Below are 26,964 nucleotides of genomic sequence, written 5' to 3'. Positions count from 1 at the left end.
AGTGGTTTTATGATCAGGGCCTGATATCGATACTGGATACGGTAAGATGGCTTAAACGTTCTGCATGAACCGCCGTGGTACGGAACCGTATGCCCGGTGGTGTGGGAGGGCGCCGGGGGTGACCCCGGCCCCTACCCGATTCTGATGGTGACTACTTTTGTGACTTAAACGTGCTAAAACAGATGTATTAAACAAAGCCTAACCAATAAGATTGGCGTTAAGCCGACTGAAGAACAGGGAGTTTGTATGTCGCCCCCCACACCCCTCGCCGCCACGGCGATGGCCTCCGGGCTGCGCAGTGGTTATCAGCGTGACTATCACATCACCATGCAGCGTTTGCGTGGCGAAAAAGTGCGCCTGCTTTACGACAACCTTTGGCAGCCAGTGCTGAGCAGCGTGCTGGCGGGTGGGCTGCTGGTAGCGGCCATGTGGCCGGTGGTGGATGCCGCGCTACTGCTGGGGTGGTTTACGGTGCTGGTGGCGATTTCAGGATTGAGATTACTGCTAGCCCAGCGGTTTATTAAGCGCCTGCCTGCGCTACAGCAGCAGCGCCAGCGCTGGCAGCGTTGGTTTGCTGTGGGGGCGATTGCTTCTGGCTGCGTGTGGGGCGCCTCCGGCGTGCTGCTGTTTAGCCACAATCACCCCGCCCAAATTGCCGCGCTCTCGATTGTGCTGGCCGGTATTGCTGCGGGGGGCGTGACTACGCTCTCTTCGGTGTGGTGGATCGCCATTGGCTTTGTGCTTCCCATTTTGCTGCCGCTTAAGCTGCAGTTTCTGTTTCAGGGCTCGCCGCTCTCTATTTTAATCGGCCTGATGCTGGTGCTTTTTTTAGGTTTGATCATCGCCACTAGCCGCCGCTTTAGCCGTACTATTCACGACAATATTGCCCTGCGGGTAAACATGGCCGCCCGGGAGGCGCAGCTGCGCGAAAGCGAAAACCGCTATCGCTCTATTTTTCAGCACTCGCCGTTAGGCGTGCTGCACTTCGATGAGCAGGGGCAGATTACCGACTGTAACAGCAAACTGCTGGCTATCCTGAGCGTGGAGCGCTCAAAGTTACTCGGCTACCGCATGCTGGACCGCTCTGCCGACCGAAAGGTGGCTCAGGCGGTTAGGGATGCGCTGGAAAAAGGCACGGGCTATTACGAAGGCACTTACCAACTGCCCAACGCCAGTGTGGGCACGCCTTTGCGAGCGTTCTTCAACGGGGTACATAGCGCCAGCAACCAGATGGTGGGCGGTGTGGCGATTATTGAGGATTTCACCGAACGAAAGCGCAACGAGGCGATTATCTACCGCCAGGCTTACTACGATGCGCTAACTGATTTGCCCAACCGCCGGCTGTTTATCGAGCGTTTAGAGGCGCTGTGTAATGGGCAGAACAGCGACCAGCGCGGTGGTTTGGTGATGTTTATGGATATGGACCGCTTCAAGCTGATTAACGACACCCTAGGCCATGCCGCAGGGGATGACTTATTGGTGCAGGTCGCGCGCCGCTTGGAGTCGTGTTTGCAGGCGGATGATATGGCCGCCCGTTTAAGCGGCGATGAGTTTGTGCTGCTGGCGCTATTTGATACCACCGACCCTGAGGCGCTCAACGCCGTGGCGGCGCGTTACATGGATGCGGTGCAGAGCGCGTTGTCCGGCAAGTACCGTTTAGAGAGCCGCTGGGTAGAGGTGACACCTAGCATGGGCTACACCTGTTTTGATGCCACGGCCTGCGACCATGCCGATGTGCTTAAACAGGCAGATACGGCGATGTATCAGGCAAAGACCGAAGGACGGGCGCGGCTGCGCCGCTACCAGCCCTGGATGCGTGAAGAAGTGAACAAGCGTGTGGCGGAACAGGCACCTAACCTGTCAGTTGACCGCTAATCAGTAGCCACAGGGCAATCAAGGCAAAGTGCCCTGGGTACCAGGCAAGCCAAAGGCGGCGCGGCATCTCCAGCGCCACCGGCGGCACTCGCTGGGCAGCACCGGCAGCCAGCATCAGCACGATCACGCAGGTGGCCACGGTAAACGATTTAGCCATGTCGGAGGCGTTCATTTGCCCGGCAATCCAGAGCACAGGAAATGCCGCTAGCCCCGCCCAAAGGCGCGATTTCAACGCATTTCGGGTTTCGCTGAGCGCCTGCATGGCAAACATAAACAGCGGAATCAGCAGCAGGCCGTTGTGACCATACTCCACCCAGAACCCGAGCAAATACCACGCGGTAACGCCCACCGCGGCTCCCAGCATCAGCCAGCCCAAACCTAAGGTTTGTTGCTGGTAGTGCTGCCAGCCCTGGCGTACCAAAGCACCCAGTGCCAAGCCGCTGGCCAAGGTGAAGCAGACGTTCAAGATAAACGCATCGGAGGCGCGGGGCATCAGCATATAGGGCAGCTGTGCGACGAGTCCGATAATCAAAATCCGCCGAGAATAGCGCAGCGGATTACGCGTATTAAATAAGCCGTGCCACGCCACCATGGCGGCAAACAGCGGAAACGCAATGCGCCCAATCGAAGAGCCTGCCCAACCTAAATCCCAATCCCCCGGCAGCACGTAGCGGGTCAGGTGGTCCACGGTCATGGTAAACAGCGCCAGCCACTGTCCCCAGGCGGTCCAGTGGGATGAGGGCCGTAGCGCGGCCGCCGCATCTGCGGCTGGGGCCGAGTGAGCCGCCGTCGATTCAGCCATGCTACCTCCTTGTACGTGGTTCAGTGATAGTAAAGACCCGGTTTGGCGGAGCAAGTTCGCTGGAGTGACGGGGCCTGGCAGGCGCTGAAAATCGGTTTACCCAGCGCCCAAACGTGGTCAATGGCCCAGCGGCCTTCGCTGAGCACAATAAAATCCGCATCCGGGCCGATGAACTCAGGAATGTAGAGAATATCGCTGGCTACCGAACCGGTCAGCGTAACGAGGGGAAGTTGGCACGGGCGTGCCAAAAGGCGGGGTGGGCTATTCGTAGAATCATTCGCTCAGGTAGAAACGGGCGATATTGCCACGGGTACCTGGGCGAAGCGCATGCAGCGCGGGAGGTAAGATGCGGAGTGAGGGCATGATGGCGTCTCGCTTGCGTGCCTCCCCAAGCGGGGAGGCAATCTTAGGCAGCTAGCGCTTACTCTTCGCCGAAGTAACGGGCGTAGATTTCATCGTAAGTGCCGTCTTCCTGAAGCTCAGCCAGAGCTTCGTTGAACTGTTCGGCCAGTGCTTCATCACGCTGACGGAAGGCGATACCGAAACCCTCACCGAAGTACTCTTTAGGCTCGCTAATGCGCTCACCCACCACGACGTACTCGGCTTCTTCGCTGTCTAGCAGCGTGGACTGGCCGATCGGGAAGTCGAGGAAGACGATATCTAGACGCTGTGCTTCCATGTCCAGCACCATGTCGTCGGCGGTGGAATAGCGGCTGATGTCGGCAACGCTGCTGAAGTTATCGGTGACGTAGTTATCCTGCAGGGTGCCGCGCTGAACGCCAATGGTTTTACCCGCAAGGGTCTCTTCGTTGGCTTCGCTGATATCCAGGCTGCTGGGGGCAAACCAGGCAGACGGCATGGTGATGTAGGGGTCAGAGAACAGCACCTGCTGGCGACGTTCGTCGTTGATGGTCATGGAAGACATGATTGCATCGTAGTTGCGCGACATCAGGCCAGGAATAATGCCGTCCCACTCCTGCTCGACCCACTCACAGGTAACACCGATACGCTCGCATAGGGCGTTGCCCAGGTCGATATCGAAACCGGTCAGCTCGCCTTCAGCGGTGCGGTATTCCATGGGCTCGTAGGGAACGTCGACGCCGATACGCACGTTGTCGTAATCGCGCGCGTGAGCAGAAGATGCTGCAGCGACGGCCAAGCTCAGCAGAGAAACAGTCAGTAGTTTTTTCATTTTTAGACTCTAAAAGAAGCAGGTTCACCCAAGGTGATCCCCCTTAACGTACCCCAGGTTGAGGTCGGCGAAAAGGGGGAGTCTGCATTTGAACCAACGTTTGTTTTACGCTGGACGTGTTGGATTTATCGTAGCTAGGAATTTTGTGGCCGCAGGTGGGCCAGTAATTTTTTCTCTAGGAAGCGGAAAAAATACAAAATCGCAAAGGTTAAACAGAGATAGATGGCCGCGACAAACAGGAAGGCATCAAACGGCGCATAAAAGCGGGCATACACAAAGCGTGCCGCGCCGGTGAGATCCATTAGCGTCACCACGCTAGCAATCGCGCTGGCGTGCAGCATGAAGATGACTTCATTGCCGTAAGCGGGCAGCGCACGACGAAAGGCGCTGGGCAGAATAATCCGCCGCATCATTAGGTTTTGCGACATACCATAGGCGCGCGCTGCTTCGATCTCGCCTTTAGACGTGGCTTTGATCGCCCCACGGAAGATCTCGGTGGTGTAGGCCGCCGTATTGAGCGTAAAGGCGATAAGCGCCGGGTAGAAGGCTTCTTTTAGCACTGGCCACAGGAAGGTTTCCTGGATACCGTCGATGAACACAACGCCGTAGTAGATGATGTAGAGCTGGATCAGCAGCGGCGTGCCGCGAAATACGTAGGTATACACATAGACCGGCAGGCTGATCCACTTATGCTTAGAGCTGCGCATAATGGCCAGCGGAACCGCAAGAATTAACCCGGCCACCAGCGATAGAAACACCAGTTGTGTGGTGGTCACCAAGCCTTCCCAGTAGTAGCCCAGGGTGGTGGGCGTAAAGATCAGGTTGTCTGCCAGCAGATCGTTAAACCATGCAGAGATATCTAGCATGTCACTGCCCCCCAAATCCGATGTCGTAACGTTTTTGTAGGCGCGCAAAGATCCACTCGGAGACGCTGGCAATGAGCAGGTAGGCCACCGCCACAGGGATCAGAAACACGAAAGGCTCGTGGGTCGCGCGGGAAGCTTCGGCGGCTACTCGGACCATGTCGGTCAGGCCGATCACCGAGACCAGCGCGGTGGTTTTGAGCAGTACCATCCAGTTATTGGAAAGGCCGGGCAGGGCGTGGCGCATCATTTGGGGGAAGCGAATGCGACGAAAAACCAAACCACTGCTCATGCCGTAGGCTTTGCCTGCCTCTATCTGGCCGTTATCCACTGCCATGAACGCCCCACGAAAGGTTTCGCCCATGTAGGCACCGAAGATAAAGCCGATGGTCAGTACGCCTGCGGCAAAGGCATTGAAATTGATGTAAATGTCGATGTCGTAGTTGTAATACAGCATGTCGCTGATGGCATTGACGCCGATCTGGCCACCGAAGAACAGCAGCATCATCAGCACTAGGTCCGGCACACCGCGAATCACCGTGGTGTAAACGGTGGCGGTGCGACGTAACAGCCAGTTACGCGACATCTTGGCGCTGGCCGTCAGCAGCCCTAGGAGGATGGCCAAGATCAGCGATAGAATGGCCAGTTGAACGGTAACGCCCGCCCCTTCGATCAGGCGGGGGCCGTAACCTTGCAAATCGAGCATGGTGTGGGTGCCTCGCGGATCAGTATTTAGGAGCCAGGAACTGCTTCAGGCGCGGTGACTGTGGGTTACCGAGTACATCGTCGGGAGCCCCTTGTTCCTCTACCAAACCTTGGTGCAGGTAAATTACTTTGCTGGAAACGTCGCGGGCAAAGCTCATTTCGTGGGTGACCACGACCATGGTGCGTCCTTCATTGGCCAGATCGCGCATCACTTTCAGCACGTCGCCCACCAGTTCCGGGTCCAGCGCTGAGGTCGGCTCGTCAAACAGCATTACTTCAGGGTTCATGGCCAGCGCTCGGGCAATGGCGCCGCGCTGCTGCTGGCCGCCGGACATTTGTGCCGGGTAGGCGTTGGCGCGAGCGCTAAGCCCTACGCGGTCCAGCAGTGCGTGGGCGTGCTCAATGGCCTCTTTTTTCGGCTTGCCGAGCACGTGGATCGGCGCTTCGATGATGTTTTCCAGCAGCGTCATGTGCGCCCATAGATTGAAGCTCTGGAACACCATCGAGAGCTTGGCGCGCATTTGAACCACCTGTTTCCAGTCGGCGGGTTCGCGGCCGTGCTTGGTGGTTTTAAAACGGATTTGCTCGCCGTGAACGTACAGTTCGCCGTCGTCCGGCTGTTCCAGCAGATTCATGCAGCGCAAGAAGGTGCTTTTGCCTGACCCTGAGGCACCAATGAGGGTGATGACGTCACCTTTTTGGGCTTCGAGAGAGAGGCCTTTGAGGACTTCTGTATCGCCAAAGCGCTTTTTAATATTGCGCACTTCAAGGGGAGTAGGCGTAGCGGCCATAACTTAGGCTCCAGTACAGGGTTGCCGCAGCAGCAACAAATGAATTCGTCGTGCGTGTGTGCGGCTGGCGCGAAAAAAGGGGCGATTCTATCAGGACTGTGCCAAATGCGCGTACTTTATCAGGACGACATTGGTCTTGGTACGTAGCGATGTGTCCTGACGGCCCCTTCTCGTTGTTGTTATAAAAAAAGACGTCGTTATGAAAAGTACGTTTTCATCGTCAGACAGTAGCGCAAGTGTCCGTCAGGTAATGGCATGACTGGGTACCACCAACAGTGCCGCACGAGCGCCTATGTCGACGTGGGCATTGGGGAACACCACATGTAATGGTGTCTTCTCCACGATGAAATCACCCGCTACCCCATCTTTGGCGAGGCAGGTGCCGGGCTCGAAACGGCTGAAATTGGGCACGTCATCGTCGAGGCAGAGCGTAAAGTCCTCCGCTTGGCGCATCAGCTCGTGCTGTACTTTAAAAAAGGCCATGGTTTCGGCGGTTTTTTTCGGCGGCTCGCAACCTGCGCTGAGCGAGCTGAGTAACGTTAGCATCGGTGCCAGCGCCGCCATGTCGTTCTCGCCAAACGGCGCGACGCGGCCAAGCTCGAAGGTAAACGCCTGTGCGTGGTGATAGTGTTTGCTGTAGTGGGAGAAGGTCCAACTATGCTGATGTTGATGCAGCACTGCCTGCATATCGGCAGCGGCCAACCACTGCCACTGTTCAGCGTCTGTGGCAGTTTCTGCATAGGGCTCTACCACAAAGCGGGTGTATAAGCTGCCACGGATCGCGGTATGCAGGTCGTAATGTAGCTTAGGCAGCGCATGATGACGGGCGAAGAACGTATCTACTGCTTCCATTAGCTCTCGCGCTCGGTCGGGTTCGGGCCCCCGCTCGTCCAGATCGCGTTTGAAAAGCCGGTTGAGGTTGGTAGCAATGAAGCGTTTGTGCGCTTTTAACGCGGGAATGTTACCCAAGATCACCAGCACCGGCGCGCCTAGCTGCAGCGTGCTGGCTTCCAAAGCGCTCAGCCAATCGCCGAGCAGTTCCACCGGGGCGGTTTCGTTACCGTGTATCGCCGCAGAAAACACACAGGCGCGGGCCTCTGGGCGCAAAATATTGGGCGTTAGTTCCAGAACACCTGGCCCATGAAGATGGTAAGTGCCGCTTGGGAAGCGGCCGATGCGCGGGGAAGGGCGTTCGCCGTCAAGCGTCCAGTCGAGCCATTGGCCTAGCATGAAAGTGTCCTTAAGCATGGGCATTCGCTTTTTGTTACCCTACCTTTACCACGCTGGCCGTTGACCACAAGTGGGGGCGTCGTTCGCGTGAAAATGGTCGGTGGGAAGATGAAAGTTGTTGGTACAAGAAAACGCTTATGGCAGATCGCTACAAGCGTTTTCAGGCCCAGCGCTTTTAGTGCCGAAGTGGCACAAGTGCAAGGTCGGCACATCGATGAAATCGAAGCGCGGCGTCGAAAACATTCGCTTTTATCTACGCTTAACTGCGCTATGTTTTAATGAGTTTTCACTGCCCGCCGTGGGCAACCTGTCTAATGCTTGAATGCAAGTGCAAAGGAGTGAGTAATGACGAAGGTACTGGTACTTTATTATTCCATGTATGGACATATCGATACCTTAGCAGCCGCTGTGGCGGAGGGTGCAAAGGGTGTTGATGGCGTAGAGGTCACGGTCAAACGCGTGCCCGAAACTATGCCGGAAGAGGTGTTCAAAAACGCGGGCGGCAAGCAGGATTTCACCACGCCGGAAGCCACGCCCCAAGAGCTGGCCGATTACGATGCCATCATCTTCGGCACGCCCACTCGCTTTGGCAACATGGCCGGCCAGATGCGTACCTTCCTCGACCAAACCGGTGGTTTGTGGGCCAACGGCGCGCTGCGTGGCAAGGTGGCGAGCGTATTCACCTCGACCGGTACCGGCGGTGGCGACGAGATGACCATTACCTCCACCTGGACCACCCTGGCCCACCACGGCATGGTCATCGTGCCGATTGGCTACGGCATTGAAGAGCAGTTTGATATTTCGAAAGTAAGCGGCGGCACGCCCTATGGTGCTGCAACGCTGGCCGGCGGTGATGGCTCCCGCCAGCCGGATGACCGCGAGCTGAAAATTGCCCGCTTCCAGGGTAAACACGTGGCTGAAATTGCCGCTAAGCTGGCGAGTTAATCGTTAGCTAAAAATGCTAGCTGAAAACGAGCAACGCCTCACTGTTAATGCAGCGAGGCGTTGCTCGTTATGGGGCGTTGTTTTTATAGGGGATTAGCCGCCAATCCGCTCGGCAATGGCGTTCCCTAGGCTTACCGTAGTGCCCTGGCCACCTACGTCGCGGGTGAGCACTTGGCTATCGCCTTCGCCCAGCACGGCTTCGATGGCCTCGACCATGGCGTCGGCGGCTTCCTTGTGTCCCAGATGTTCCAACATCATGGCGCCTGACCAGATTTGGCCGATGGGGTTGGCAATGCCCTTGCCCGCAATGTCGGGTGCGCTGCCATGAACCGGCTCGAACAGGCTGGGGAACTTGCCTTCCGGGTTGATATTGGCGGAGGGCGCAATGCCGATGGTGCCGGTGCAGGCCGGGCCTAAGTCGGAAAGAATATCGCCAAACAGGTTGCTGCCTACCACTACATCAAACCAGTCCGGGTGCAGCACAAAGTTGGCGGTCAAAATATCAATGTGGAACTTATCCACGGCGATCTCTGGGTACTGTTTGGCCATCTCGGCCACGCGCTCATCCCAGTAGGGCATGGTGATGGAGATACCGTTGGACTTCGTGGCCGAGGTAAGCTTTTTACGCGGGCGAGTTTGCGCTAGATCGAAGGCGTACTTTAGTACGCGGTCGACACCGGTACGGCTCATCACCGTTTCCTGAATGACGATTTCACGCTCGGTGCCTTCATACATCTTGCCGCCGACGCTCGAGTACTCGCCCTCGGTGTTTTCGCGCACGACGTAAAAGTCGATGTCGCCGGGCTTGCGGCCCGCTAGTGGGCTTTTGATGCCGGGCATCAATCGGCAGGGGCGCAGGTTGATGTACTGGTCGAACTGGCGACGAAACTGCAGCAGCGAGCCCCATAGCGAAATATGGTCGGGCACTTTGTCTGGCCAGCCCACGGCTCCGTAAAACAGTGCATCGAACCCTTTGAGCTGGTCGAACCAGTCGTCGGGCAGCATCTTGCCGTGTTCCAAGTAGTAGTCACAGCTGCCGAACTCGAAGTTGGTGAACGCCAGCTCGATATTGAAGCGCTTGGCGGCGGCTTCCAGCGCGCGAATACCTTCGGGCATCACTTCGGTACCGATACCGTCGCCAGCGATGACTGCAATACGATGGGCCATGGAAGATCCTTATGTGGTTGGATGTCGCGAAAAGGATGGAGTGTGATTGCTTAGTAGGAGTGTAGCGCCTGTTGGCGACGAGATAATCAGGCTATTATGCAAGCTATTGTTGCCTAAAAGTGAATAATCCCATGATGTTGGATGACCTCGCCTTTTTTCAGCAGCTAGCGCGAGCGGGAAGCTTGACCGCCACTGCTCGCGAGCTTGGGCTGTCTCTCTCAGCCGTGAGTAAACGTTTGAAGCAGCTAGAGGCTCGGCTGGGGGTGACGCTGGCGGCGCGCACGACGCGCCGGCTGACGCTTACTCTCGAAGGCGAGCGCTACCTGTCTCAAGGTGGTCTCATTCTGGAGGAGTTACAAACGCTCGAAAGCTCACTCAGCGAGACCGCGAATCAAGGACTAAGTGGTCGGCTGAGGGTCAACGCGACCTTCGGCTTTGGCAGGCGGCATATCGCGCCGCTGCTATCGCGGTTTTGCGCCGAGCACCCAGGCGTGGAGAGCTGGCTTGAGCTGACCAACTTCCCCCTCAATTTGAGCGATCACGGCTTTGACGTCGGCATCCGTATTGGCGAGCCACCGGATTCACGCCTCGTCGCCAAGCGTATCCTACCCAACCGCCGCGTCTTGTGCGCTGCGCCTAGCTATATGAACAAAATGCCGCCGCTGAAGGCTCCGAGCGATCTTACTCAGCACCGTTGCCTGGTGATTCGTGAAAACGATAGCGACTTCCCGCTATGGCGCTTCGAGCACCGGCAATCCCAGCAGCGCCAGGCCGTGAAGGTCAGGGGACCATTGGCGAGTAACGACGGCGAGGTCATTACGCGCTTAGCGCTGGATGGCCACGGCGTGATGCTGCGTTCATGGTGGGATGTGAACGAGCATCTATCCAGTGGGACGTTGCAAACGCTGCTACCGGAGTGGCAGGGCATACGCGCTGACTTTTACGCCGTGTTCGAGCATCGCCGCCATGTGCCGGAAAGGATCAGCGCGTTGATCGACTTCTTACAGCGAGAAATGGCGGGCCGTGTGCCCGCCTTGCCCAATGGCTAACGTGGGTCCGTTAGCGGCCTGGGCAGGTTTGATCCTGCACCACGTCGATCAACTCGTCGGTGGGAAAGTCCAGCTCGGCGGCGCGCTGACGAAGGCGCTGCTCCACGTCGCCTGCTATCGTGGGGGTGCGTGCCAGAATCCACAGGTAGTCTCGGTTAGGGCCTGCCACCAACGCCCACTGGTAGTCATCGTCGAGTTCGAGAACGTTGTAGCCGCCGTAAAACGGGCCGAAAAAGCTGACTTTCAGCCGCCCCACGCTCTCGTCATCGATGAAGTAGGCGCGACCCTCGGCTTCGTCCCAGGCGCGTTCTTCCAGGTCGTAGCCTCGGTTGATCACCTTGACGCCCCCATCGTCGCGCCTACTGTAGGTAGCGGTTACGCAGTCTAGTCCCTCTTCGAAGGAGTGATCCAGGCGAGCGATTTCGTACCACTCGCCCAGATAGCGCTCGAGCTCGAAGTCAGTCACCGGTTCCGTGCCATCGGGAATGCCGGTGCAACCCATCAAGAATGTGCCGGTCACGGCCAGGGTTGCCAGCGTGGCCATGCTCCTTGGCCGCCATGCGGATGTCATCATCTCGCTCCTTTTAATGTCAGACCATCACAGCGCTCAATTTATCAGGGTAGGTGGCACCACGCCACGCGGTCCTCTTGGTACTGTTCGGCAGGTAGTGGAAATAGGCTATGGTATGTCTGTTAACGTATCCTCTGACAATGCATATAACAAAGGAGTGTTTATGTGGCATCAACAAGAGATTCACTTGCCGGAAATGTCCCGCGGTTTTCATTTGATTACTGATGAGATCGCCAGAGCACTGCCCTGTTTGGCGGAGTGCCATCAGGGGCTTTTGCATCTACAGCTCATGCATACCTCCGCGTCGTTGACGCTCAATGAAAACACCGACCCGGACGTGCGCCATGATCTGGATGCTTTCATGCGACGTTTGGTGCCAGAAGGACTGAGCTACTTTCAGCATACGTTAGAGGGCCCCGACGACATGCCCGCCCATGTGGCGTCTAGTCTATTGGGCACTCAGCTCAGCCTTGCGGTACGCGATGGCCGCTTGGCCCTTGGCACGTGGCAAGGGGTGTGGTTAGGTGAGCATCGTGAGCAGGGTGGTTCGCGCCGCTTGCTGGCCACCTTGAACGGCTGTGCCGCGCTTTAGTCACAGCCACCGAATGACTCTTTGAGATAAGCGCCTCTACATGCCTCGACGCCTTTTTCGCCTCTCCCGCCAGCGCTGGTTGAGGCTGTTTTTCGTTTTGAACCTTGCGCTGGTGGCGGGGTTGATCATTCACCAAGTGTGGCTCTACGTGGCCGAACCCGAGTTCGAATCGCTGCATACCGTAGAAGTCGCCGAGGTACGCGACCGACTAGCAGGCCGAGATGCCTACCGCTTTGCGGTGGTGGGCAACATCAATAACTCGGTAAACGTCTTTCAAGACGAGATCGTTCCGCTGCTCAACCAGGGTGATATCGATTTCATGGTGTCGGCGGGCAATGCGGTGAGTGGCGGCCAGCAGGAGAGTTATCAGGCGATTTATCACAGCCTCGAACTGCTCGACATGCCTTATCTCTTGACCTACGGCGATAATGAAGACAGCGATTTCGGCAGCTACCTGTTTTACGACTACTTTGGCCCGCATTTCTATGCGTTCGTGGCGGGCAACAGCCACTTCATTTTTCTTGATGGTACCGGCAAGTCGTCGACTTCCTGGCAGTTGGATTGGCTGGAGCGCGAGCTAGCCGCCTCTGACGCGGCTCATCGGTTCGTGTTCGTGGGCCTGCCACTGCATAACGTCATCCAGGATGCCCCGCTGTTCGAAGAAGATAACTACCTCAACGATCCCCGGCTTGCTGAAGGCATCATGCGTTTGGCCGAGCGCTATGGGGTCGATACGGTGTTTTCCGCGAATCTCTCGCTATACGCCCAGCAAACCGTCAACGGGGTGACGTACGTGACCACCGGCGGCGCGGGCGGCCTGCTGCTGGATGCCGATGAGAGTTTTCATCATTACGTCGTCGTCGAGGTGGCCGGTGACAGCGTGGGCATCTCGCCGGTGCGATTGAACGTCGACCTCCCCGGCTGGTGGCGCATGCTGAGCAGCGTGGGCTCGACGATTTATGCCTTCTTCTACGTCAGCTATCCACGGTTCTTGCTGATCGTTGGGCTGCTGACACTGCTGGCCATGCGCCTGTATCGGCTGATTTTCGAAGAGCGCGACTACTATCCCGACTTCGACATCGACCCCACGCCCTACCTGGAAAAAAGTCTGCGGGTGGCGATGGTGTCGAACAACTACTTTCCGTTTGTTTCTGGGGTGTCGGTTTCTGTGGAGCGGCTGCGCCAGGGGCTGGGCGATCTCTCGCATCGGGTGCAGCTGCTGGTGCCGCGCTACCGGGAGTCGTGGCAGGACGATGACACCATCCTGCGGGTACCCACTCTGATGGCGTTTGGCGAGAAGCGTGAATTTCGCTTGACCAACCCGTTCAGCGCGCGATTTCGCCGCTGCCTGCGTGAGTTCAAGCCCGATGTGATCCATGTACATCACCCGTTCTGGCTGGGGTCGATGGGGCTGTGGATGGGGCGTCGTTTGAAAGTGCCGGTCATCTACACCTATCACACGCGCCTGGAGCACTACGCCCACTTCGTACCGCTGCCGGGGGCACTATTTCGCAACCTGATCTCTCATTATTTGATCAAGCGCTTCTCCAATCGTTGCCAGGGGGTCATCGTGCCGACCTACTCGGCAGAGGAGTACCTGCGCATGATTGGGGTCAAGACGCCGACGATGGTGCAGCCCACGGGGATCGACGCGGCGCGCTTTGCCGATGCCGACGAGGAGGCCGTGGCGTCGCTTCGCCAGCAGTTGGCTATCGCGGCCGACGATACGGTGCTGGTAAGCGTTTCTCGCATCAGTAAAGAGAAGAACATCGGCTTCATGCTGGAAGCGTTGGCAGAGTTGAAGCGCCAGGGAAAGACCAGCCTACGCTTGCTGTTGGTCGGCGACGGCCCGGACCGACACGCGATCCAAACACAGATCGACACGCTGGGTTTGGAAGCACAGGTCACCTTGGTGGGGGCCGTGCCTCCTGAAGAGATGGCGCTCTACTATCACGTAGGCGATGTCTTCGTCTTTGCCTCTACCTCGGAAACACAAGGTATGGTGATTCTAGAGGCCATGGCCGCTGGGCTTCCGGTGGTCGCCGTACGCTCGAGCGGTATCGATGACGTGGTGCGCGATGGCCACAACGGCTTCAAGACGCCGCAAAACCGCCAGAAGTGGGGGCAGCGAGTGGTGGAACTGGCCGAGAATGACGCGTTGCGCAAAACCCTCGGCGATCAAGCCAAAGCGTTCGCCGCTGACTACGATATCGGCAAGTTTGCCGCCGCGGTGGCGCACTTTTATGCCGAGGTGCTAGCGAAACATCACACGACGCATCAGACCCACGAGCGTCAGCCCAAGTGATGCAAGCGAGAGGCTAGCCGTCGTTTCGAGGACGGCTCGTCCGAGCGGTGGCCACGCGCTTGAGTAGCCAGAGTAGCCCCACCCCGACGACCACGCCTGCCACGGCCAGCACCAACTCTTGTTGTGAGGCAGCGGTGAACAGCGCCCCTAGCTGGCTGCCGAGCAGGATGACGGCGGCCAGTCCCGGCACGATGCCCAGCGTCGAGCCGATCATGTAGTCGCGGAAATTGAGATGAAACGCCCCGGCCAACATATTGGTGAGCGTGAAGGGAGCCAGCGGCAGCAGGTTGATCACCGTCATCGTACGAATGCCGCGTTGGGAGAGATAGCCGGAAAGGCCGCGTAGGTGGCGGCCACCGTAGCGCATGAGGGCATCTCGCCCCAGCCAGTGGCCCACCCAGTAAGACACCACCGACGAACTCAGCGTGCCCAACGTAGCGTAAGCCAATCCCCATACCGGGCCAAACAGCAGGCCGGTCAACACGACCAGCAGGCTTAGCGGAAACATCACTAACAGCGAACCGGTATAGACGGCCATGACGGCGGCAAACATCCAGGGGGCACGCTGCCACTGGCTAATGGTGGTAGTGAGTGCTTCGAGCTGCGCCTGAGTCAGCAGCCCTTGCTGCTGCAGGTAGCGCCACATCACGCCCAGTATCACCAGCGTGATCAGTAAGCCTAGCCCTTTTAGCAACGTTCGTGACATTCCATCCCCACCGCCTATCTGGCAAAAGAGCGTTAGCATACGCCACTGCGGCGGTGGGGTGAACGAACGCGTTATTGTAGACGCGCTTCAATGACAGGCCAGGCAGCGTCACCCTCGGTGGTCGTCACATCGGCCAGCATGGCTTCCACGCGCTCGGGGTGGTCGTTGATCCACTGCTGGGCCACCTCGGCAAGGTCACGCTCCTCTTGGCCAAAGGCTTGGATCATCCAGCTCTGCTCGTCGGCGGTAAAGCTAAACTGCTCAAAGAAGGTAACCAGCGCCGGGTGGGCATCGGCGTAGTCGCTGCGCAGTAGGGTGCGTACGTCGCTTTCGCCGTTGTTCTCACCGAACAGGTTTTCCGGGTCTTCCAGGTAGCGCATGGGCAGCTCAAGGTTCATCCAGTGGGGCGTCCAACCGACCCACACAATGGCCTCTTCTCTGGAAATCGCATCTTGAGCGGCGGAGAGCATGCCCACTTCGCTGGTATCCACTAAGCTCCAGTCGCCCAGTCCCCAAGTGTCGTTATCAATCGCGTTATGGAGAATCTCGCTCGCCGCCGACCCTGCGCCAAAGCCATGAATTTGGCTGTTGAACTCATCACGGTGTTCATCTAAATCCGCGAAGCTTTGAATGCCGCGCTCATGCAGGTACGTCGGTACGGCCAGCGTCATCTGAGCGCCATCGACGTTGTTGGCGACATCGGTAAGCACGCCAGAGGCTTTGCGCGGTTCGAACATCTCTTTTTGTGCGGGTAGCCAAGCGCCTAAAAAGGCGTCGACGTCGCCACTCTCCATGCCTTGGTAGATCACCTGCAGGCCGATTTCGTGGGTTTGAGTGTCGTAGCCCAACGGATTAAGGAGCTGCTCAGCAATTTCGGTTTTTACCGTAATACCGGGCCAGGCCGGGACGCCGAAATCGAGCGTGGCGTCATCGGCAAGGGCGGCTTGGGTGGTAACGCCTGCCAAGCTTAGGGCAATCGTAGAAACGAGTGGACGGGTTAAGCGCGTCATGGAAGAGGATCTCCTTGCTTAGGTTATTGTGATTACGCGGCGGTACGAGCGAGAACACGCAGGCGCGAAGCCAGCATGTCGCGGTCTAGATAGGTTCCCTGAAGATGGCGAGCACCGCTATTGGGATCGAACTCCCGGCGGCCGTGAAGCACGCGACGATTATCGAACGCCACCATCTGGCCCGGTTTTAAGGTGAACTCCAACTGATGGGCGTCGCTGTGGAAGAGTTGCCACAGCACTTTATAAGCGCGGTACCAAGCCGCCATTTTTTCAGCGGGCAGGTGGAGGGTGTCGCGTATCCAGTTATTAAGGCGTATCTCCACTAGCTCGCCTTGGCTATCTAGGGTGATCACTGGGGCTTTGATGGCGATATCGTGGGTGTCGTCCTGAAAGCGAAAATCGATGGGCGTTTCGCTGAGAATAACGAGCGCTTCCGGGTCCTGTTCGCGTAGGGCATTGATCACTCGGGCACCATCAGCAAACAGCGACTCGCCACCGCTGGCGTCGTTTTGCAGGCAGTAGAGCAGTTGAATATCCGGCGGCTGCTGCCAGTTGGGCAAGTCGATATGCAGCGGTAGACCGGCAGCGGTATAGGCCGCGTTGTTGGGGTTAGGCTTGGAGCGAACATTAAAGCGCCCGCCAAAGTTGGTAGCGCGTTGCGGGCCAATGCGCTCGGCAAGGCGGCTGACTTCCTCTTCCACCAGCGGTGCGTCGGTGACCAGCGCCAAGCCGTCGCGTAGCATGGCGGTCAGCCAGGTTTTCTCGCCTTCTGGGGTCAGAAAGTCGGTGTGGCGAACGCCTTCGGGGAAGAAGTCGTCGCGCCACGGCTGCGGGGCGGGCAGTGTAGAAAAGCGCGTCGCCTCAGGGCGGCGCTGGTACAGCCAGCCGCTATGAAAGGCGCTCACATGACCATCCTGCCACTGTAAATAGAGGTGACCATCTGCCAGGGTAACGCTGGGTGCCTGTTCGATATCGTCTAACGGTAGGTAGAGGCGCTCGCGGGTTTGCGGATGGCGACACTGGGCGCAGGCGCAGTGGTCGCGCAGCCATAGCAGTGGCAGCGTTGTGTGAGTGCTGTCTTCCCAGGTCAGCGCAAGGCTGCTGTCGGTGAGCGTGGCATCGCTGAGTGCCGGGCCGTGTTCATAAGGCGTGAGTTCACTCATTTGAGGGGCTGAACGCTTTTCCGTCGCTGCTAGTGCGCTGGTCATAAAGGCCTCGCTGTAGGTTGATGACATGTTGTTGAATGCTTCTATATAGGATGCGGAGTCCTCTGTGCAGTGACAAACGATTAATCTGGCCCCAAAGACTTTGTTTTATTTATAGGTAGCTTTTTCATGATCCAATTACCACCGCTGTTATGGCTACAAGCCTTTGAGTCTGCTGCCCGCACCCTGAGCTTTACTGCCGCCGGTAGTGAGTTAGGAGTTACCCAGGCGGCCATCAGTCAGCGTATTCGGTTGTTAGAGGACCGCTTAGGCCAGAAGCTGTTTGTGCGCCATGCCCGAAGCCTCACCCTGACACCTGCCGGGCAAGCGTGGCTGCCTAGCATTCATGATGCGTTTTCCCGCATTAGCGAGGGCACCACGGAAGTATTTGGGATGACTAGTGAAAAACCAGTGACGCTGCGCGCAACGCCGGTCATTCAGCAATCCTGGCTAGCACCACGGCTGGTGGCGCTGCATCAGCAAAAGCCCCATCTATTACTGCGTTTGGTGAGTGCGATCTGGCCTGACGACTTTGGCCCGGAAGGGGCGGACATTGAAATCCGCTATGGCCGTGGCGAGTGGAGTGGACTAGAGATGCTGCCGCTGGGCGACGAGCAACTGCTGCCAGTATGTACTCCGGCGTTGGCCCGTGAGTTAACCAAACCCAGCGACCTAGCAGGGCATACGCTGCTGCACGCGGTAGGTTTTGGCGTAGGTTGGCCCGGCTGGCTGCAGGCGGCGGGTATCGCCCATTTGGAGGCCGAGTGTCTGTCGCTTACCTGCGATAACCAAGTGATGACCTTGGCATTAGCCAGCCAGGGGGGCGGTGTGGCGTTAACCCATCGCCGTTTGCTGGATCAACGACAGGATTTAGTGGCGCCGTTTAACGTAGAGGTGCCCAGCGATGAGCGCTTCTGGCTGGTGCGGCCCAGTAAGCGGCAGGTAAGCGAAGAAGCTGGGGAGGTGTGGGATTGGTTAGCCACTTCCGTTTAATTGGTTTTTTTGCTGATAATGAGTAAATGCACCAATTTTCTTGCCATTTTGGTGCAACCGTGAAGAATGATGCGCCTTCTTTGTTTTAAAAAAGGTGTGTTTGGTATGGATTTTACTCTTCCTCCCCTGTTGACCGTGATGGTGGACCGCGGCAATGGGCTGTTATGGGGCAGTGTGCTGATTTACCTGCTCATCGGTGCTGGCCTCTATTTCACGGTCATGACCCGTGCTATTCAAATTCGTTATTTCGGACATATGTTCAAGCTGCTGCGCGGTTCCCGGCAGTCCAACGGCGGTATTTCCTCGTTTCAGGCGCTCTCTACCAGTCTCGCCGCGCGGGTGGGCACGGGTAACCTAGCGGGCGTTGCGGTGGCGATCTACTTCGGCGGCCCCGGCGCGATTTTCTGGATGTGGATGACCGCCATGGTGGGCATGGCGACCAGCTTTGTGGAGTCCACGCTGGCTCAGGCCTACAAAACCGACCATGGCGATAACACCTTTCGCGGTGGCCCGGCGCGCTACATCGAACGCGGCTTGGGGCTGCGCTGGCTGGCGGTACTGTTTTCTATCTGCCTGATTATTGCGTTTGGGTTGGCGTTTAACAGCGTACAGGCCAACTCCATCGCCCAGGCCATGGAGCAGGCATTCGCCATTCCCACCTGGGCCATGGGGTTAGTCTTGATGGCCATCGTCGCGCCGATTATTTTCGGCGGCTTGAAGTCGATTGCGAAAGTGGCCGAGTTAGTGGTGCCGCTGATGGCACTGCTGTACCTGATCTTGGCGCTGGTCGTGGTGGCGCTGAATATTAGCGACCTGCCCGCTGCCATCATGACAATCGTGCAGAGCGCTTTTGGTATTGAGCAGGCGGCCGGCGGTGCGATGGGCTATGCCATTTCCCAAGCGATTATGAACGGTATTCAGCGCGGCTTGTTCTCTAACGAAGCGGGTATGGGCTCTGCGCCTAACGCGGCAGCGACTGCCAGCACCCGCCCGGATCACCCGGCAGCTCAGGGTTTTATTCAAATGCTGGGCGTTTTTCTGGATACCCTGGTGATCTGTACCGCGACGGCAGCAATCATCATTATGGCGGGCCCGGAACTGCTGGCCAGCGAGGAGAGCAACGGCATCCAGCTGACCCAGATGGCGCTCTCCAGCCATGTGGGCGAATGGGGCGGCATGTTCATTGCGGTAGCGATTCTGCTGTTTGCGTTCACGTCCGTGATTGCCAACTACTCTTACGGTGAGTCCAACATCGAATACCTGGCTGGCCGCCGGGCACCCCTGGCGGTGATGCTGTATCGTCTGGCCGTGCTGGGCATGATCATGGTGGGCTCTGTGGCCAGCCTGGGAGCTATCTGGAATTTTGCGGATCTCTCCATGGGTATGATGGCGATCATTAACCTGGTGGCGATTCTGCTGCTATCGCCCATTGCCTTTGCGCTGTTCAAAGATTACGACACGCAGCTCAAGGCGGGTAAAGAACCGGTCTTCGACCCTAGCCAGTTTCCGAAGCTGGCGAACAAAGTAGATCCGAACGCCTGGCCGACTAAGAAATAGCCACGTATCTGCTTGCTAGTCGTCATCTGCCCCACGCGTTGCTGCGATTCAAGCAGCCACGCGTGGGGCTTTTTCATGGGTGAATAGTTCGATTTTGTCGAATGTAGATCGGAAAACGTTGCGCTTTTGCTCACCGAAAAGCGCCGTAGAATAGCGCCTAACCTTCTCTCTGTTTTTAAGGAATTTTCATGACCACTCGTGCCCTGTTAGTGACCTCTTCTATCCTCGGCGACAACGGCCAGTCCAACGCGCTGGCGAGCCATTTTCAGCAGCAGGCCGCTGCACGTGATGGCGTCGCCGTTACCCACCGCGATGTGGTTGCCAACGCGCTGCCGCACCTTGCCATCGAAGAGCTGGGCGCGTGGCAGACCCCGGCTGACGAGCGCACCACCGAGCAACAGGCGCTGGCCGCGCACTCGGATGAGCTGCTGGCAGAGCTGCGCGCTAACGACGTGCTGGTACTGGCGGTGCCGATGTACAACCTGGGCATTCCGTCACAGCTGAAAGCGTGGTTTGACCGCGTGCTGCGCGCCGGTGAAACCTTCCGCTACACCGAAAACGGCCCCCAGGGGCTGATCGAAGGCAAGCGAGCTATCATTCTGGCCGCTCGTGGCGGTCAATACGCGGGCACCGAGTTCGATAGCCAAACGCCGCACCTGAAAACCATGTTGGGCCTGATGGGCATTCGCGATGTGGAAGTGGTGTTTGCTGAAGGTTTGAACATGGGCGACGCTCACCGCGATGCCGCGATGAAAGAAGCCTTCCAAGCCATTGATCAGCTTGTCGAAGCGCTCTAAACCAACGCCATAAGCCAAACGAGGTTGTCATGCCGCGCCCGGAACTGCTCGAACAGATTTACACTATTGTCGATCAAATTCCGGCGGGGCGGGTGACGACCTATGGCCGCATTGCCAAGATGACCGAAGGAGCAACGGCGCGCATGGTGGGGTCGGCCATGCGTCACCTGCCCGAGGGGCATCAGCTACCCTGGCATCGTGTCATTTCCGCGTCACTCAAACTGGCTGACCACGGCGGCGCGGCACGCCAGCACGAAAAGCTGCGTGCCGAGGGCGTCGCGTTCGATGCCAAAGGCCGCGTGCCGAGCCACCTTGTTTGGCCGGATGAGTAGCTCTTGGGTGAGTGGTTAATAGGGAGGTGTGAATAGAAAGCTGTGAATAGCGATTTGTGAATGACAAAACGCCGCCCGGTGGGCGGCGTTGGCGTACTTATGCGTAGTGGGTCGCAGGTTGAGCGTTAGTCTTCTTGCCTACTGCCGGACTTCAGCGACCAGTCCCGCCAGCGCAGGTCGAAGAGATCCTTGCGGCGGTCCTTGAGGTTGGTGACCGAGCCTTCTGCACGCACTACGGTCAGGCGGGTCAAGTCCAGGTCCGAGAAGATGATCATCTCGGTGTTGGGCGTGGTTTCGGCCAGCACTGCGTCATGGGGGAAGGCAAAGTCGGAGGGGGTGAATACCGCCGACTGGGCATACTGGATATCCAGGTTCTCGATGGACGGCAGGTTGCCGACGCTTCCGCAGATGACCACGTAGCACTCGTTCTCGATAGCCCGCGCCTGAGCGCAGTGTCGCACACGCAGGTAGCCATTTTTGGTGTCGACCCAGAACGGCACGAACAGAATGTCCATGTCCTGGTCGGCCAGCAGGCGGCCCAGTTCCGGGAATTCCACGTCGTAGCAGATCAGGATGCCGACACGGCCTGCATCGGTATCGAACACCTGCAGATCGTCGCCGCCTTCGATCACCCAGTCGCGCCGCTCCTGCGGGGTGATATGCAGCTTGGACTGTTTCTCCACCTCGCCGTCCCGATGGAACAGGTAAGCCACGTTATAAAGACGGTCATCCTCACCCACCTCGATCATCGAACCACCGACGATGTTGATGTTGTAGGACACCGCCATCCGCGACAGCTCGCTCTTGAAACGGTCGGTGAAGCCCGCCAAAAAGCGGATGGCAGCGGTCTGGTCTTTCTGCGCGGCGCGATCCTGCAGGCCCATGAGTGGCGTGGTGAACAGCTCCGGGAAAACGGCAAAGTCGCTCTGATAATCCGACAACGCATCGACGAAATACTCGATTTGCTGCAGCGCAGCCTCCACGGAGGCGAACTCACGCATTTGCCACTGCACCGCGCCCACGCGTACCTGAGTGGGGCGAGTGTCTAGCACGTTTTCAGCGGGCTCGAACAGAATATTGTTCCACTCCAACAGCGTGGCGTAGCCTCGGGACTGCTCGTCTTCCGGCAGGTACTTGCGTAACAGACGTTTGACCTGGAAGTCGTTGGCAAGCTGGAACGACAGAATCGGGTCGTAAATCTCTTTGCGGGAGACTTTGTCGATGTACTGGGCAGGCGTTAGCTCGCTGGCGTGCTGGTGATACTCGGGAATACGTCCGCCCGCCAAAATAGCCCGCAGGTTGAGCGAACGGCACAGCTCTTTACGCGCTTCGTATAGGCGGCGGCCCAGGCGGTAGCCGCGATAGTCTGGGTGGATCAGTACATCCAGCCCGTACATGGCATCGCCTTCCGGATCGTTCAGGATGATTTCACGATGGCCGATCAAATCGTCGTATTTGTGCGGGTTGGAGAACTCGTCGTAATCCACCTGCACGGTGAGGGCGACGCCCACCAGTACGCCGTCGTCTTCAATGGCAATCTGGCCGTCGGGAAACTCCTGGATCAGCTTATCGATGGTGTGCTTAGGCCAAGCGCCACCAATATCGTGATACACCGCATCCATCAGCGATTTCAGCTGCTCGTAGTCGTCGCTGGTGAGGTTACGCAGATTGAGGTGCAGGTCTTCTAGGGACATAGGTCAGGGGTTCCCATTCATAAAATGAAGTTGGCCTATTGTATCACTGCTGTACGCTTTGCGTTTTACGGGCGGCTGCCGCGCGTACCAACGGACGTGTCAGCGTTTGCGCCATGATCACCCCGGCAAGGATTAACAGCCCACCTATAAAGTGGAACCCCGATACCTGTTCACCCAGTAACGCCATGGCAATCAGCGCGCTAAATAGCGGCATCAGGTTGATAAAGATACTCGCCTGGTTAGCGCCGATTTGGCGGACCGCTCGCATCCACAAGAACGTGGTAATAACGGAAGCAGGAATGCCTGCGTACAGGATCAGCCAAACGTTCTTCCCATCCACCGGCGTCATGGGGCCCATCAAGTAGGGTGGCAGCAAGAACAACACGGCAAAACAGACCTGGGCATAGAGCATGACCCAAGGAGGCAGATTCATCGCCCAGCGTTTGAGCATCACGCCATAAAGCGCATAGCAGGTGGCGGCGACCACCATTAGCGCGTCGCCCTGCGCCACCTCTAACTGCAGCAGAGAAAGTGGGTTGCCGCGGCCCAGCAGCACGGTGACGCCGATAAAGGCGAGCACGCCGCCTACGACGCCGCCTAATGTGGGTGGTTCCTTCAAAATTAGCGCGCTCAATAGCACCGTGAGCAGCGGCACCATTGCTGCAAGAATGCCCATATTGGTGGCGGTGGTAGTTTCCGCAGCGATATAAGCCAGCCCCTGCCATAGCCCCATCCCTAAAAGCCCTAGCAGAGCTAGCTTTGGCCAGTTACGCACGATCTCATCTTGGTGACGCAGTACGGCCGGCAGCACAAAAGGAGTCATGACGACGAGGGCGAGCAGCCAGCGTAAAAACGCGATACTGCTAGGAGCGATGGCATCTACCGAAAGCTGGTTGATGGTCATATTGCCGGACCATATCAGTACGGTGGCCAGCGGCGGTAAAAAGTAAATCAATGGCATAGCACATTCCCTAGATTCAATCCCTGATCGTTAGCCGGTTAATGTGACGCGCTTTGCCGCCAGGGGCAAGGGGGAAGGTAGTCGATATAGCGACTATCGTCTGGATAAAAAGGCGATACAGTTGCGTGGTAAAAGTCTGTACGTAGCCAGCGCTATGTCATACGCTTGTTTGAATGTGAGTGGCAAGCCATTGATTGCCCGCCGTACTAATAACAGTGAAGGAGCACCGTGATGCGCCAAGCGCCAGCTTATCCGCACCTATTTCGTCCATTAACCGTGGGACATTTAACGCTGCCTAACCGCGTATTGATGGGGTCCATGCACACCAATTTAGAAGAAGCGCCGAATGGCTTTGAGCGCTTGGCAGCGTTCTATGCAGAGCGCGCGCGTGCAGGGGTAAGCCTGATTGTGACGGGTGGCATTGCGCCCAATGCCGAAGGGGCGGTATTTCAAGGTGCCAACGCGCTGACAGAGGAGTCTCAAGTGGCGGAGCATCGCCACGTTGTCGATGCGGTACATGCCGCCGGTGGGCACCTATGCATGCAAATTTTGCATGCCGGGCGCTACGCTTACTCACCAGAGCTGGTGGCCCCCTCGGCGCTGCAAGCCCCCATCAACCCGTTCACCCCCCGAGCGCTCTCCAGCGACGAGGTAGAGCAGCAGATTGCCGACTACGTGCGCTGTGCCACGCTGGCCCAGCAGGCGGGCTACGATGGGGTTGAGGTGATGGGCTCGGAAGGCTATTTGATCAACCAGTTTATTTGCCGCCGCACCAACCAGCGTGACGACGACTGGGGCGGAGATTTTGAGCGGCGTATGCGTTTCCCTGTCGAGATCGTCAAGCGTATTCGCCAAGCGGTTGGCGAGCGCTTCCTGCTGATCTTCCGCCTGTCGATGATTGATCTGGTGGAAGAGGGCAGCTCCTGGGAAGAGGTCGTACAACTGGGCCAGGCCATTGAAGCCGCTGGCGCGAACGTCATCAATACCGGCATTGGCTGGCACGAGGCACGGGTGCCGACCATCGTGACCAGCGTGCCCCGGGCCGCGTTTACCGAAGTCACCCGCCGCATTCGCGCGGCGCTGTCGATTCCGCTGATTACCACCAACCGCATCAATATGCCGGAGGTGGCTGAGCGCGTACTGGCCGAGGGCCATGCGGATATGGTGTCGATGGCGCGTCCGTTTTTGGCTGACCCCGAGTGGGTGCGTAAAGCCGAGGCGGGCTTGGCGAAGGAGATCAATACCTGCATCGCCTGTAACCAGGCCTGCTTGGATCACACCTTTATGGGCAAGCTGACTTCCTGCTTGGTCAACCCCCGTGCCTGCCACGAAACCGAGATCACCCTGGCGCCTGCGCAAACACCTAAGCGGGTAGCGGTGGTAGGCGGCGGCCCAGCGGGGCTTGCCACAGCAGTAGCGGCGGCCAGTCGTGGGCATGCCGTGGTGCTCTTTGAGCGGCGCAGCGAGCTGGGTGGGCAGTTTAACTACGCTCGCAAAATCCCCGGTAAAGAAGAGTTTAACGAAACTCTGCGCTACTTCCGCGTCATGCTCGAAAAGCACGCGGTGGACGTGCGCTTAAACACCGAAGCCACTGTAGGCGCCCTGGCAGATTTTGACGAAATCGTGATTGCCACGGGGGTGGTGCCCCGTGAACTGGCGTTACCTGGGGCCGACCACCCCAGCGTGCTGAGCTATGCAGACGCCATTGAGCAGCCTGAACGAGTAGGCAAGCGCGTGGCGGTGATTGGGGCAGGCGGCATTGGTTTTGATGTTTCGGAGCTGCTTTCCCACGAGGGGCACCCCACCATGGAGGTGACCGCATGGTGCGATGAGTGGGGCGTGGATTTAGCAGTGGGCGAACGTGGCGGCTTAAAAGCGCCGCAGCCGCCACGTTCACCGCGCAGCATTGTGATGCTGCAGCGAAAAAGCTCTAAGCCAGGCAAAAACCTGGGTAAAACCACGGGTTGGGTGCATCGTGCCTCGTTAAAGCAGCGTGGCGTAGAAACACTGGCCGGCTGCGAGTATGTGCGCATCGACGATGCGGGCTTACACATCCGCCGCGAAGGGCAAGAGCAGGTGGTCGAGGTGGACACCATTGTGGTGTGCGCAGGCCAAGAGTCGGTACGCGACTTGATTTCGCCGCTGGCCCAAGCGGGTAGCCGCGTGCATGTGATTGGCGGCGCAGATGAAGCGGCCGAATTGGATGCTAAGCGCGCTATTGATCAAGGCACCCGGCTGGCGGCCTCGCTGTAACTCGCGTGGGGGGCGTGACGTTAACGCTAAAATGGCGATAGACTGATGGATCACCCTAACTACTAAGCCACGTTAGGGATTTAAGGCGCGGGTGGCACCCAGCCTGCGCCGCACGACCGTCAGACAAAAGGATTATCGTCATGCCCTCGGAGTGTACCCCACGATTTTTAGCCAGTGACAACACCTCCGGTATCTGCCCGGAGGCGATGCAGTACTTACTCGAAGCCAATCAGGCCGATGATTTAGCCTACGGCAACGACCGCTGGACCGCCCGCGCCGCCGACCGTTTTCGTGAAATGTTCGACTACGATTGTGACGTATTTTTCGTGTTCAACGGCACTGCAGCCAACTCACTGGCGCTCTCCGCGATGGGGCGCAGCTACCACAGCGTGATTTGCCATGAGCTGGCGCATATTGAAACCGATGAGTGCGGTGGGCCGGAGTTCTTCTCCAACGGTGCCAAGCTGCTGACCTCGCCGGGAGCGAACGGCAAACTCACGCCGCAAGGGATTGAGGCGCTGGTGACCAAGCGCAGCGATATCCACTACCCAAAACCGAAGGTGGTATCGCTCACTCAAGCCACCGAAGTGGGCACTGTGTACTCCCGCGAAGAGCTGCTGGCCATTCGCGCCATGGCAGATAAGCATGACCTTCGGCTGCACATGGACGGTGCACGCTTTGCCAACGCTTGTGCCAGCTTGAACGCCTCACCCGCAGAGTTGACCTGGCAAGTGGGCGTCGATGCACTGTGTTTCTCGGGCACCAAGAACGGCTTGGCGTTTGGTGAGGCGATATTGTTCTTCAATCGCGAGCTGGCGGAAGACTTCTCCTACCGATGCAAGCAGGCGGGGCAGCTAGCATCGAAAATGCGCTATGTCTCTGCGCCTTGGCTGGGCCTGCTGGAAAGCGGTGCTTGGCTAACCAATGCCGAACATGCCAACGCCATGGCGCGTTATCTATCGGAAGGGCTACAGGCGTTGCCGGGTGCTTCGCTGATGTTCCCCACCCAGGCCAACAGCGTATTCGTTGAATTGCCACCTCACGCCATCGAAGCGTTGAAAGCCAAAGGATGGACCTTTTATACCTTCATCGGTGCCGGCGGAGCGCGGTTCGTCTGCGCTTGGAACACCACCGTTGAATTGCTCGATCAGCTGTTGGCCGATGTGAAAGCCGTGCTTGACGTTCGTGCTTGAGCAATACCGCCGCTAAAAGCTAAAAACTGCTCTGACGTTGAGCTCTCAAGCGCCGCCTTCTCAGGCGGCGCGTTGCGTTGTGGGGTTGCCACAATATTTCACGCAACTAACCCCCCTGTTGCTGTGCTCATATCGTTAACAGCGCTGCGTTGAAGGTTTAGTCATCACTTTTTGCT

General features: G+C 57.9%; 25 protein-coding genes. 11 read left to right on the top strand and 14 right to left on the bottom strand.

From position 1 onward, the window contains the following. The first annotated feature begins 246 nt into the window (after positions 1-246). Entirely contained in the window at positions 247-1,875 is a 1,629-nt protein-coding gene (locus tag AC13CY_RS02365) for a diguanylate cyclase domain-containing protein (protein ID WP_483052252.1), read from the top strand. Here the strand turns inward: AC13CY_RS02365 and AC13CY_RS02360 are convergent. The 7 genes from AC13CY_RS02360 to AC13CY_RS02330 form a co-directional block, all read right to left on the bottom strand. Further along, entirely contained in the window at positions 1,853-2,677 is an 825-nt protein-coding gene (locus AC13CY_RS02360) for a TraX family protein (RefSeq protein ID WP_483052251.1), read from the bottom strand. The genes AC13CY_RS02365 and AC13CY_RS02360 overlap by 23 nt on opposite strands. Before the next feature lie 20 nt (positions 2,678-2,697). Then, a complete protein-coding gene (locus tag AC13CY_RS02355; RefSeq protein ID WP_074210296.1) occupies positions 2,698-2,925 on the bottom strand; it encodes a hypothetical protein in 228 nt (75 codons plus the stop codon). A gap of 173 nt (positions 2,926-3,098) precedes the next feature. After that, positions 3,099-3,869, bottom strand: a complete 771-nt coding sequence (locus tag AC13CY_RS02350) for a transporter substrate-binding domain-containing protein (RefSeq protein ID WP_289113259.1) — start codon at positions 3,867-3,869, stop codon at positions 3,099-3,101. A gap of 134 nt (positions 3,870-4,003) precedes the next feature. Beyond that, positions 4,004-4,735 carry an ABC transporter permease gene (locus tag AC13CY_RS02345; protein WP_044628466.1) on the bottom strand — a complete coding sequence of 244 codons (732 nt, stop codon included), beginning with the start codon at positions 4,733-4,735 and terminating at the stop codon, positions 4,004-4,006. A gap of 1 nt (position 4,736) precedes the next feature. Beyond that, entirely contained in the window at positions 4,737-5,438 is a 702-nt protein-coding gene (locus AC13CY_RS02340) for an ABC transporter permease (RefSeq protein WP_044628467.1), read from the bottom strand. 19 nt (positions 5,439-5,457) lie between these two features. Further along, positions 5,458-6,228 (bottom strand): ABC transporter ATP-binding protein, encoded by a 771-nt coding sequence (locus AC13CY_RS02335; protein ID WP_044628468.1) that lies wholly within the window; start codon positions 6,226-6,228, stop codon positions 5,458-5,460. 243 nt (positions 6,229-6,471) lie between these two features. Continuing rightward, complete coding sequence (locus AC13CY_RS02330; protein WP_137094546.1) at positions 6,472-7,458, bottom strand: succinylglutamate desuccinylase; 987 nt, start codon at positions 7,456-7,458, stop codon at positions 6,472-6,474. Between the two features lie 345 nt (positions 7,459-7,803). On the opposite strand from AC13CY_RS02330, the gene wrbA reads away from it, so the two are divergent. Next, entirely contained in the window at positions 7,804-8,403 is a 600-nt protein-coding gene (wrbA, locus tag AC13CY_RS02325) for an NAD(P)H:quinone oxidoreductase (protein WP_044628470.1), read from the top strand. Between the two features lie 93 nt (positions 8,404-8,496). On the opposite strand, the gene AC13CY_RS02320 is transcribed toward wrbA, so the two are convergent. Beyond that, a complete protein-coding gene (locus tag AC13CY_RS02320; protein ID WP_483052250.1) occupies positions 8,497-9,570 on the bottom strand; it encodes a tartrate dehydrogenase in 1,074 nt (357 codons plus the stop codon). Between the two features lie 131 nt (positions 9,571-9,701). On the opposite strand from AC13CY_RS02320, the gene AC13CY_RS02315 reads away from it, so the two are divergent. Beyond that, positions 9,702-10,619: a LysR family transcriptional regulator gene (locus AC13CY_RS02315; protein ID WP_483052249.1), complete on the top strand. Its 918-nt coding sequence runs from the start codon at positions 9,702-9,704 to the stop codon at positions 10,617-10,619. A 10-nt stretch (positions 10,620-10,629) separates the two neighbouring features. On the opposite strand, the gene AC13CY_RS02310 is transcribed toward AC13CY_RS02315, so the two are convergent. Next, positions 10,630-11,193: a lipocalin family protein gene (locus tag AC13CY_RS02310; RefSeq protein WP_483052248.1), complete on the bottom strand. Its 564-nt coding sequence runs from the start codon at positions 11,191-11,193 to the stop codon at positions 10,630-10,632. Positions 11,194-11,353: 160 nt separating this feature from the next. On the opposite strand from AC13CY_RS02310, the gene AC13CY_RS02305 reads away from it, so the two are divergent. Next, a complete protein-coding gene (locus AC13CY_RS02305) occupies positions 11,354-11,782 on the top strand; it encodes a secondary thiamine-phosphate synthase enzyme YjbQ (RefSeq protein ID WP_062372734.1) in 429 nt (142 codons plus the stop codon). Positions 11,783-11,822: 40 nt separating this feature from the next. Next, positions 11,823-14,087, top strand: coding sequence for a glycosyltransferase (locus tag AC13CY_RS02300; protein ID WP_483052247.1), 2,265 nt, complete (start codon positions 11,823-11,825; stop codon positions 14,085-14,087). A gap of 13 nt (positions 14,088-14,100) precedes the next feature. Here the strand turns inward: AC13CY_RS02300 and AC13CY_RS02295 are convergent, their stop codons facing one another. From AC13CY_RS02295 to AC13CY_RS02285, 3 genes are all read right to left on the bottom strand, one after another. Next, positions 14,101-14,793 carry a TVP38/TMEM64 family protein gene (locus AC13CY_RS02295; protein ID WP_289072487.1) on the bottom strand — a complete coding sequence of 231 codons (693 nt, stop codon included), beginning with the start codon at positions 14,791-14,793 and terminating at the stop codon, positions 14,101-14,103. Between the two features lie 71 nt (positions 14,794-14,864). Then, on the bottom strand, positions 14,865-15,803 hold the full coding sequence (locus AC13CY_RS02290) for an ABC transporter substrate-binding protein (RefSeq protein WP_058577104.1): 939 nt from the start codon (positions 15,801-15,803) through the stop codon (positions 14,865-14,867). 32 nt (positions 15,804-15,835) lie between these two features. Further along, the gene (locus AC13CY_RS02285) at positions 15,836-17,011 is read right to left on the bottom strand and encodes a TauD/TfdA family dioxygenase (RefSeq protein ID WP_058577109.1); all 1,176 of its coding nucleotides are present in this window, start codon (positions 17,009-17,011) and stop codon (positions 15,836-15,838) included. Positions 17,012-17,137: 126 nt separating this feature from the next. Between AC13CY_RS02285 and AC13CY_RS02280 the strand changes: the two genes are divergently transcribed. From AC13CY_RS02280 to AC13CY_RS02265, 4 genes are all read left to right on the top strand, one after another. Then, on the top strand, positions 17,138-18,001 hold the full coding sequence (locus AC13CY_RS02280) for a LysR substrate-binding domain-containing protein (RefSeq protein WP_058577103.1): 864 nt from the start codon (positions 17,138-17,140) through the stop codon (positions 17,999-18,001). Between the two features lie 105 nt (positions 18,002-18,106). Continuing rightward, a complete protein-coding gene (locus tag AC13CY_RS02275; RefSeq protein WP_058577102.1) occupies positions 18,107-19,558 on the top strand; it encodes an alanine/glycine:cation symporter family protein in 1,452 nt (483 codons plus the stop codon). A 188-nt stretch (positions 19,559-19,746) separates the two neighbouring features. After that, on the top strand, positions 19,747-20,355 hold the full coding sequence (locus AC13CY_RS02270; protein ID WP_044628476.1) for an FMN-dependent NADH-azoreductase: 609 nt from the start codon (positions 19,747-19,749) through the stop codon (positions 20,353-20,355). A gap of 29 nt (positions 20,356-20,384) precedes the next feature. Beyond that, a complete protein-coding gene (locus tag AC13CY_RS02265) occupies positions 20,385-20,687 on the top strand; it encodes an MGMT family protein (RefSeq protein ID WP_058577101.1) in 303 nt (100 codons plus the stop codon). A 125-nt stretch (positions 20,688-20,812) separates the two neighbouring features. On the opposite strand, the gene AC13CY_RS02260 is transcribed toward AC13CY_RS02265, so the two are convergent. Both AC13CY_RS02260 and AC13CY_RS02255 read right to left on the bottom strand, forming a co-directional pair. Beyond that, on the bottom strand, positions 20,813-22,381 hold the full coding sequence (locus AC13CY_RS02260) for a bifunctional GNAT family N-acetyltransferase/carbon-nitrogen hydrolase family protein (RefSeq protein WP_058577100.1): 1,569 nt from the start codon (positions 22,379-22,381) through the stop codon (positions 20,813-20,815). A gap of 43 nt (positions 22,382-22,424) precedes the next feature. Further along, positions 22,425-23,342: a DMT family transporter gene (locus tag AC13CY_RS02255; RefSeq protein ID WP_289136775.1), complete on the bottom strand. Its 918-nt coding sequence runs from the start codon at positions 23,340-23,342 to the stop codon at positions 22,425-22,427. A gap of 231 nt (positions 23,343-23,573) precedes the next feature. On the opposite strand from AC13CY_RS02255, the gene AC13CY_RS02250 reads away from it, so the two are divergent. Both AC13CY_RS02250 and AC13CY_RS02245 read left to right on the top strand, forming a co-directional pair. Then, positions 23,574-25,595, top strand: coding sequence for an NADPH-dependent 2,4-dienoyl-CoA reductase (locus AC13CY_RS02250; protein WP_230834804.1), 2,022 nt, complete (start codon positions 23,574-23,576; stop codon positions 25,593-25,595). Between the two features lie 140 nt (positions 25,596-25,735). Next, complete coding sequence (locus AC13CY_RS02245) at positions 25,736-26,788, top strand: threonine aldolase family protein (protein WP_172416345.1); 1,053 nt, start codon at positions 25,736-25,738, stop codon at positions 26,786-26,788. The last annotated feature ends 176 nt before the right edge of the window (positions 26,789-26,964 follow it).

This window comes from Vreelandella sp. L-15, assembly GCF_056857635.1.
Note: the sequence above shows the minus strand (reverse complement) of the source record. Positions and strands in the feature narration are given on the sequence as shown.

Excerpts from the sequence above, each read along its gene's own strand:
- AC13CY_RS02295 (WP_289072487.1), bottom strand. The coding sequence starts at position 14,793 with ATGTCACGAACGTTGCTAAAAGGGCTAGGCTTACTGATCACGCTGGTG.
- AC13CY_RS02345 (WP_044628466.1), bottom strand. The coding sequence starts at position 4,735 with ATGCTAGATATCTCTGCATGGTTTAACGATCTGCTGGCAGACAACCTG.
- AC13CY_RS02330 (WP_137094546.1), bottom strand. The coding sequence starts at position 7,458 with ATGCTAGGCCAATGGCTCGACTGGACGCTTGACGGCGAACGCCCTTCC.
- AC13CY_RS02310 (WP_483052248.1), bottom strand. The coding sequence starts at position 11,193 with ATGATGACATCCGCATGGCGGCCAAGGAGCATGGCCACGCTGGCAACC.
- AC13CY_RS02320 (WP_483052250.1), bottom strand. The coding sequence starts at position 9,570 with ATGGCCCATCGTATTGCAGTCATCGCTGGCGACGGTATCGGTACCGAA.
- AC13CY_RS02245 (WP_172416345.1), top strand. The coding sequence starts at position 25,736 with ATGCCCTCGGAGTGTACCCCACGATTTTTAGCCAGTGACAACACCTCC.
- AC13CY_RS02335 (WP_044628468.1), bottom strand. The coding sequence starts at position 6,228 with ATGGCCGCTACGCCTACTCCCCTTGAAGTGCGCAATATTAAAAAGCGC.
- AC13CY_RS02250 (WP_230834804.1), top strand. The coding sequence starts at position 23,574 with ATGCGCCAAGCGCCAGCTTATCCGCACCTATTTCGTCCATTAACCGTG.
- AC13CY_RS02280 (WP_058577103.1), top strand. The coding sequence starts at position 17,138 with ATGATCCAATTACCACCGCTGTTATGGCTACAAGCCTTTGAGTCTGCT.
- AC13CY_RS02300 (WP_483052247.1), top strand. The coding sequence starts at position 11,823 with ATGCCTCGACGCCTTTTTCGCCTCTCCCGCCAGCGCTGGTTGAGGCTG.
- AC13CY_RS02340 (WP_044628467.1), bottom strand. The coding sequence starts at position 5,438 with ATGCTCGATTTGCAAGGTTACGGCCCCCGCCTGATCGAAGGGGCGGGC.
- AC13CY_RS02270 (WP_044628476.1), top strand. The coding sequence starts at position 19,747 with ATGACCACTCGTGCCCTGTTAGTGACCTCTTCTATCCTCGGCGACAAC.
- AC13CY_RS02365 (WP_483052252.1), top strand. The coding sequence starts at position 247 with ATGTCGCCCCCCACACCCCTCGCCGCCACGGCGATGGCCTCCGGGCTG.
- AC13CY_RS02255 (WP_289136775.1), bottom strand. The coding sequence starts at position 23,342 with ATGCCATTGATTTACTTTTTACCGCCGCTGGCCACCGTACTGATATGG.
- wrbA (WP_044628470.1), top strand. The coding sequence starts at position 7,804 with ATGACGAAGGTACTGGTACTTTATTATTCCATGTATGGACATATCGAT.
- AC13CY_RS02265 (WP_058577101.1), top strand. The coding sequence starts at position 20,385 with ATGCCGCGCCCGGAACTGCTCGAACAGATTTACACTATTGTCGATCAA.
- AC13CY_RS02275 (WP_058577102.1), top strand. The coding sequence starts at position 18,107 with ATGGATTTTACTCTTCCTCCCCTGTTGACCGTGATGGTGGACCGCGGC.
- AC13CY_RS02360 (WP_483052251.1), bottom strand. The coding sequence starts at position 2,677 with ATGGCTGAATCGACGGCGGCTCACTCGGCCCCAGCCGCAGATGCGGCG.
- AC13CY_RS02305 (WP_062372734.1), top strand. The coding sequence starts at position 11,354 with ATGTGGCATCAACAAGAGATTCACTTGCCGGAAATGTCCCGCGGTTTT.
- AC13CY_RS02285 (WP_058577109.1), bottom strand. The coding sequence starts at position 17,011 with ATGACCAGCGCACTAGCAGCGACGGAAAAGCGTTCAGCCCCTCAAATG.
- AC13CY_RS02350 (WP_289113259.1), bottom strand. The coding sequence starts at position 3,869 with ATGAAAAAACTACTGACTGTTTCTCTGCTGAGCTTGGCCGTCGCTGCA.
- AC13CY_RS02290 (WP_058577104.1), bottom strand. The coding sequence starts at position 15,803 with ATGACGCGCTTAACCCGTCCACTCGTTTCTACGATTGCCCTAAGCTTG.
- AC13CY_RS02260 (WP_058577100.1), bottom strand. The coding sequence starts at position 22,381 with ATGTCCCTAGAAGACCTGCACCTCAATCTGCGTAACCTCACCAGCGAC.
- AC13CY_RS02315 (WP_483052249.1), top strand. The coding sequence starts at position 9,702 with ATGATGTTGGATGACCTCGCCTTTTTTCAGCAGCTAGCGCGAGCGGGA.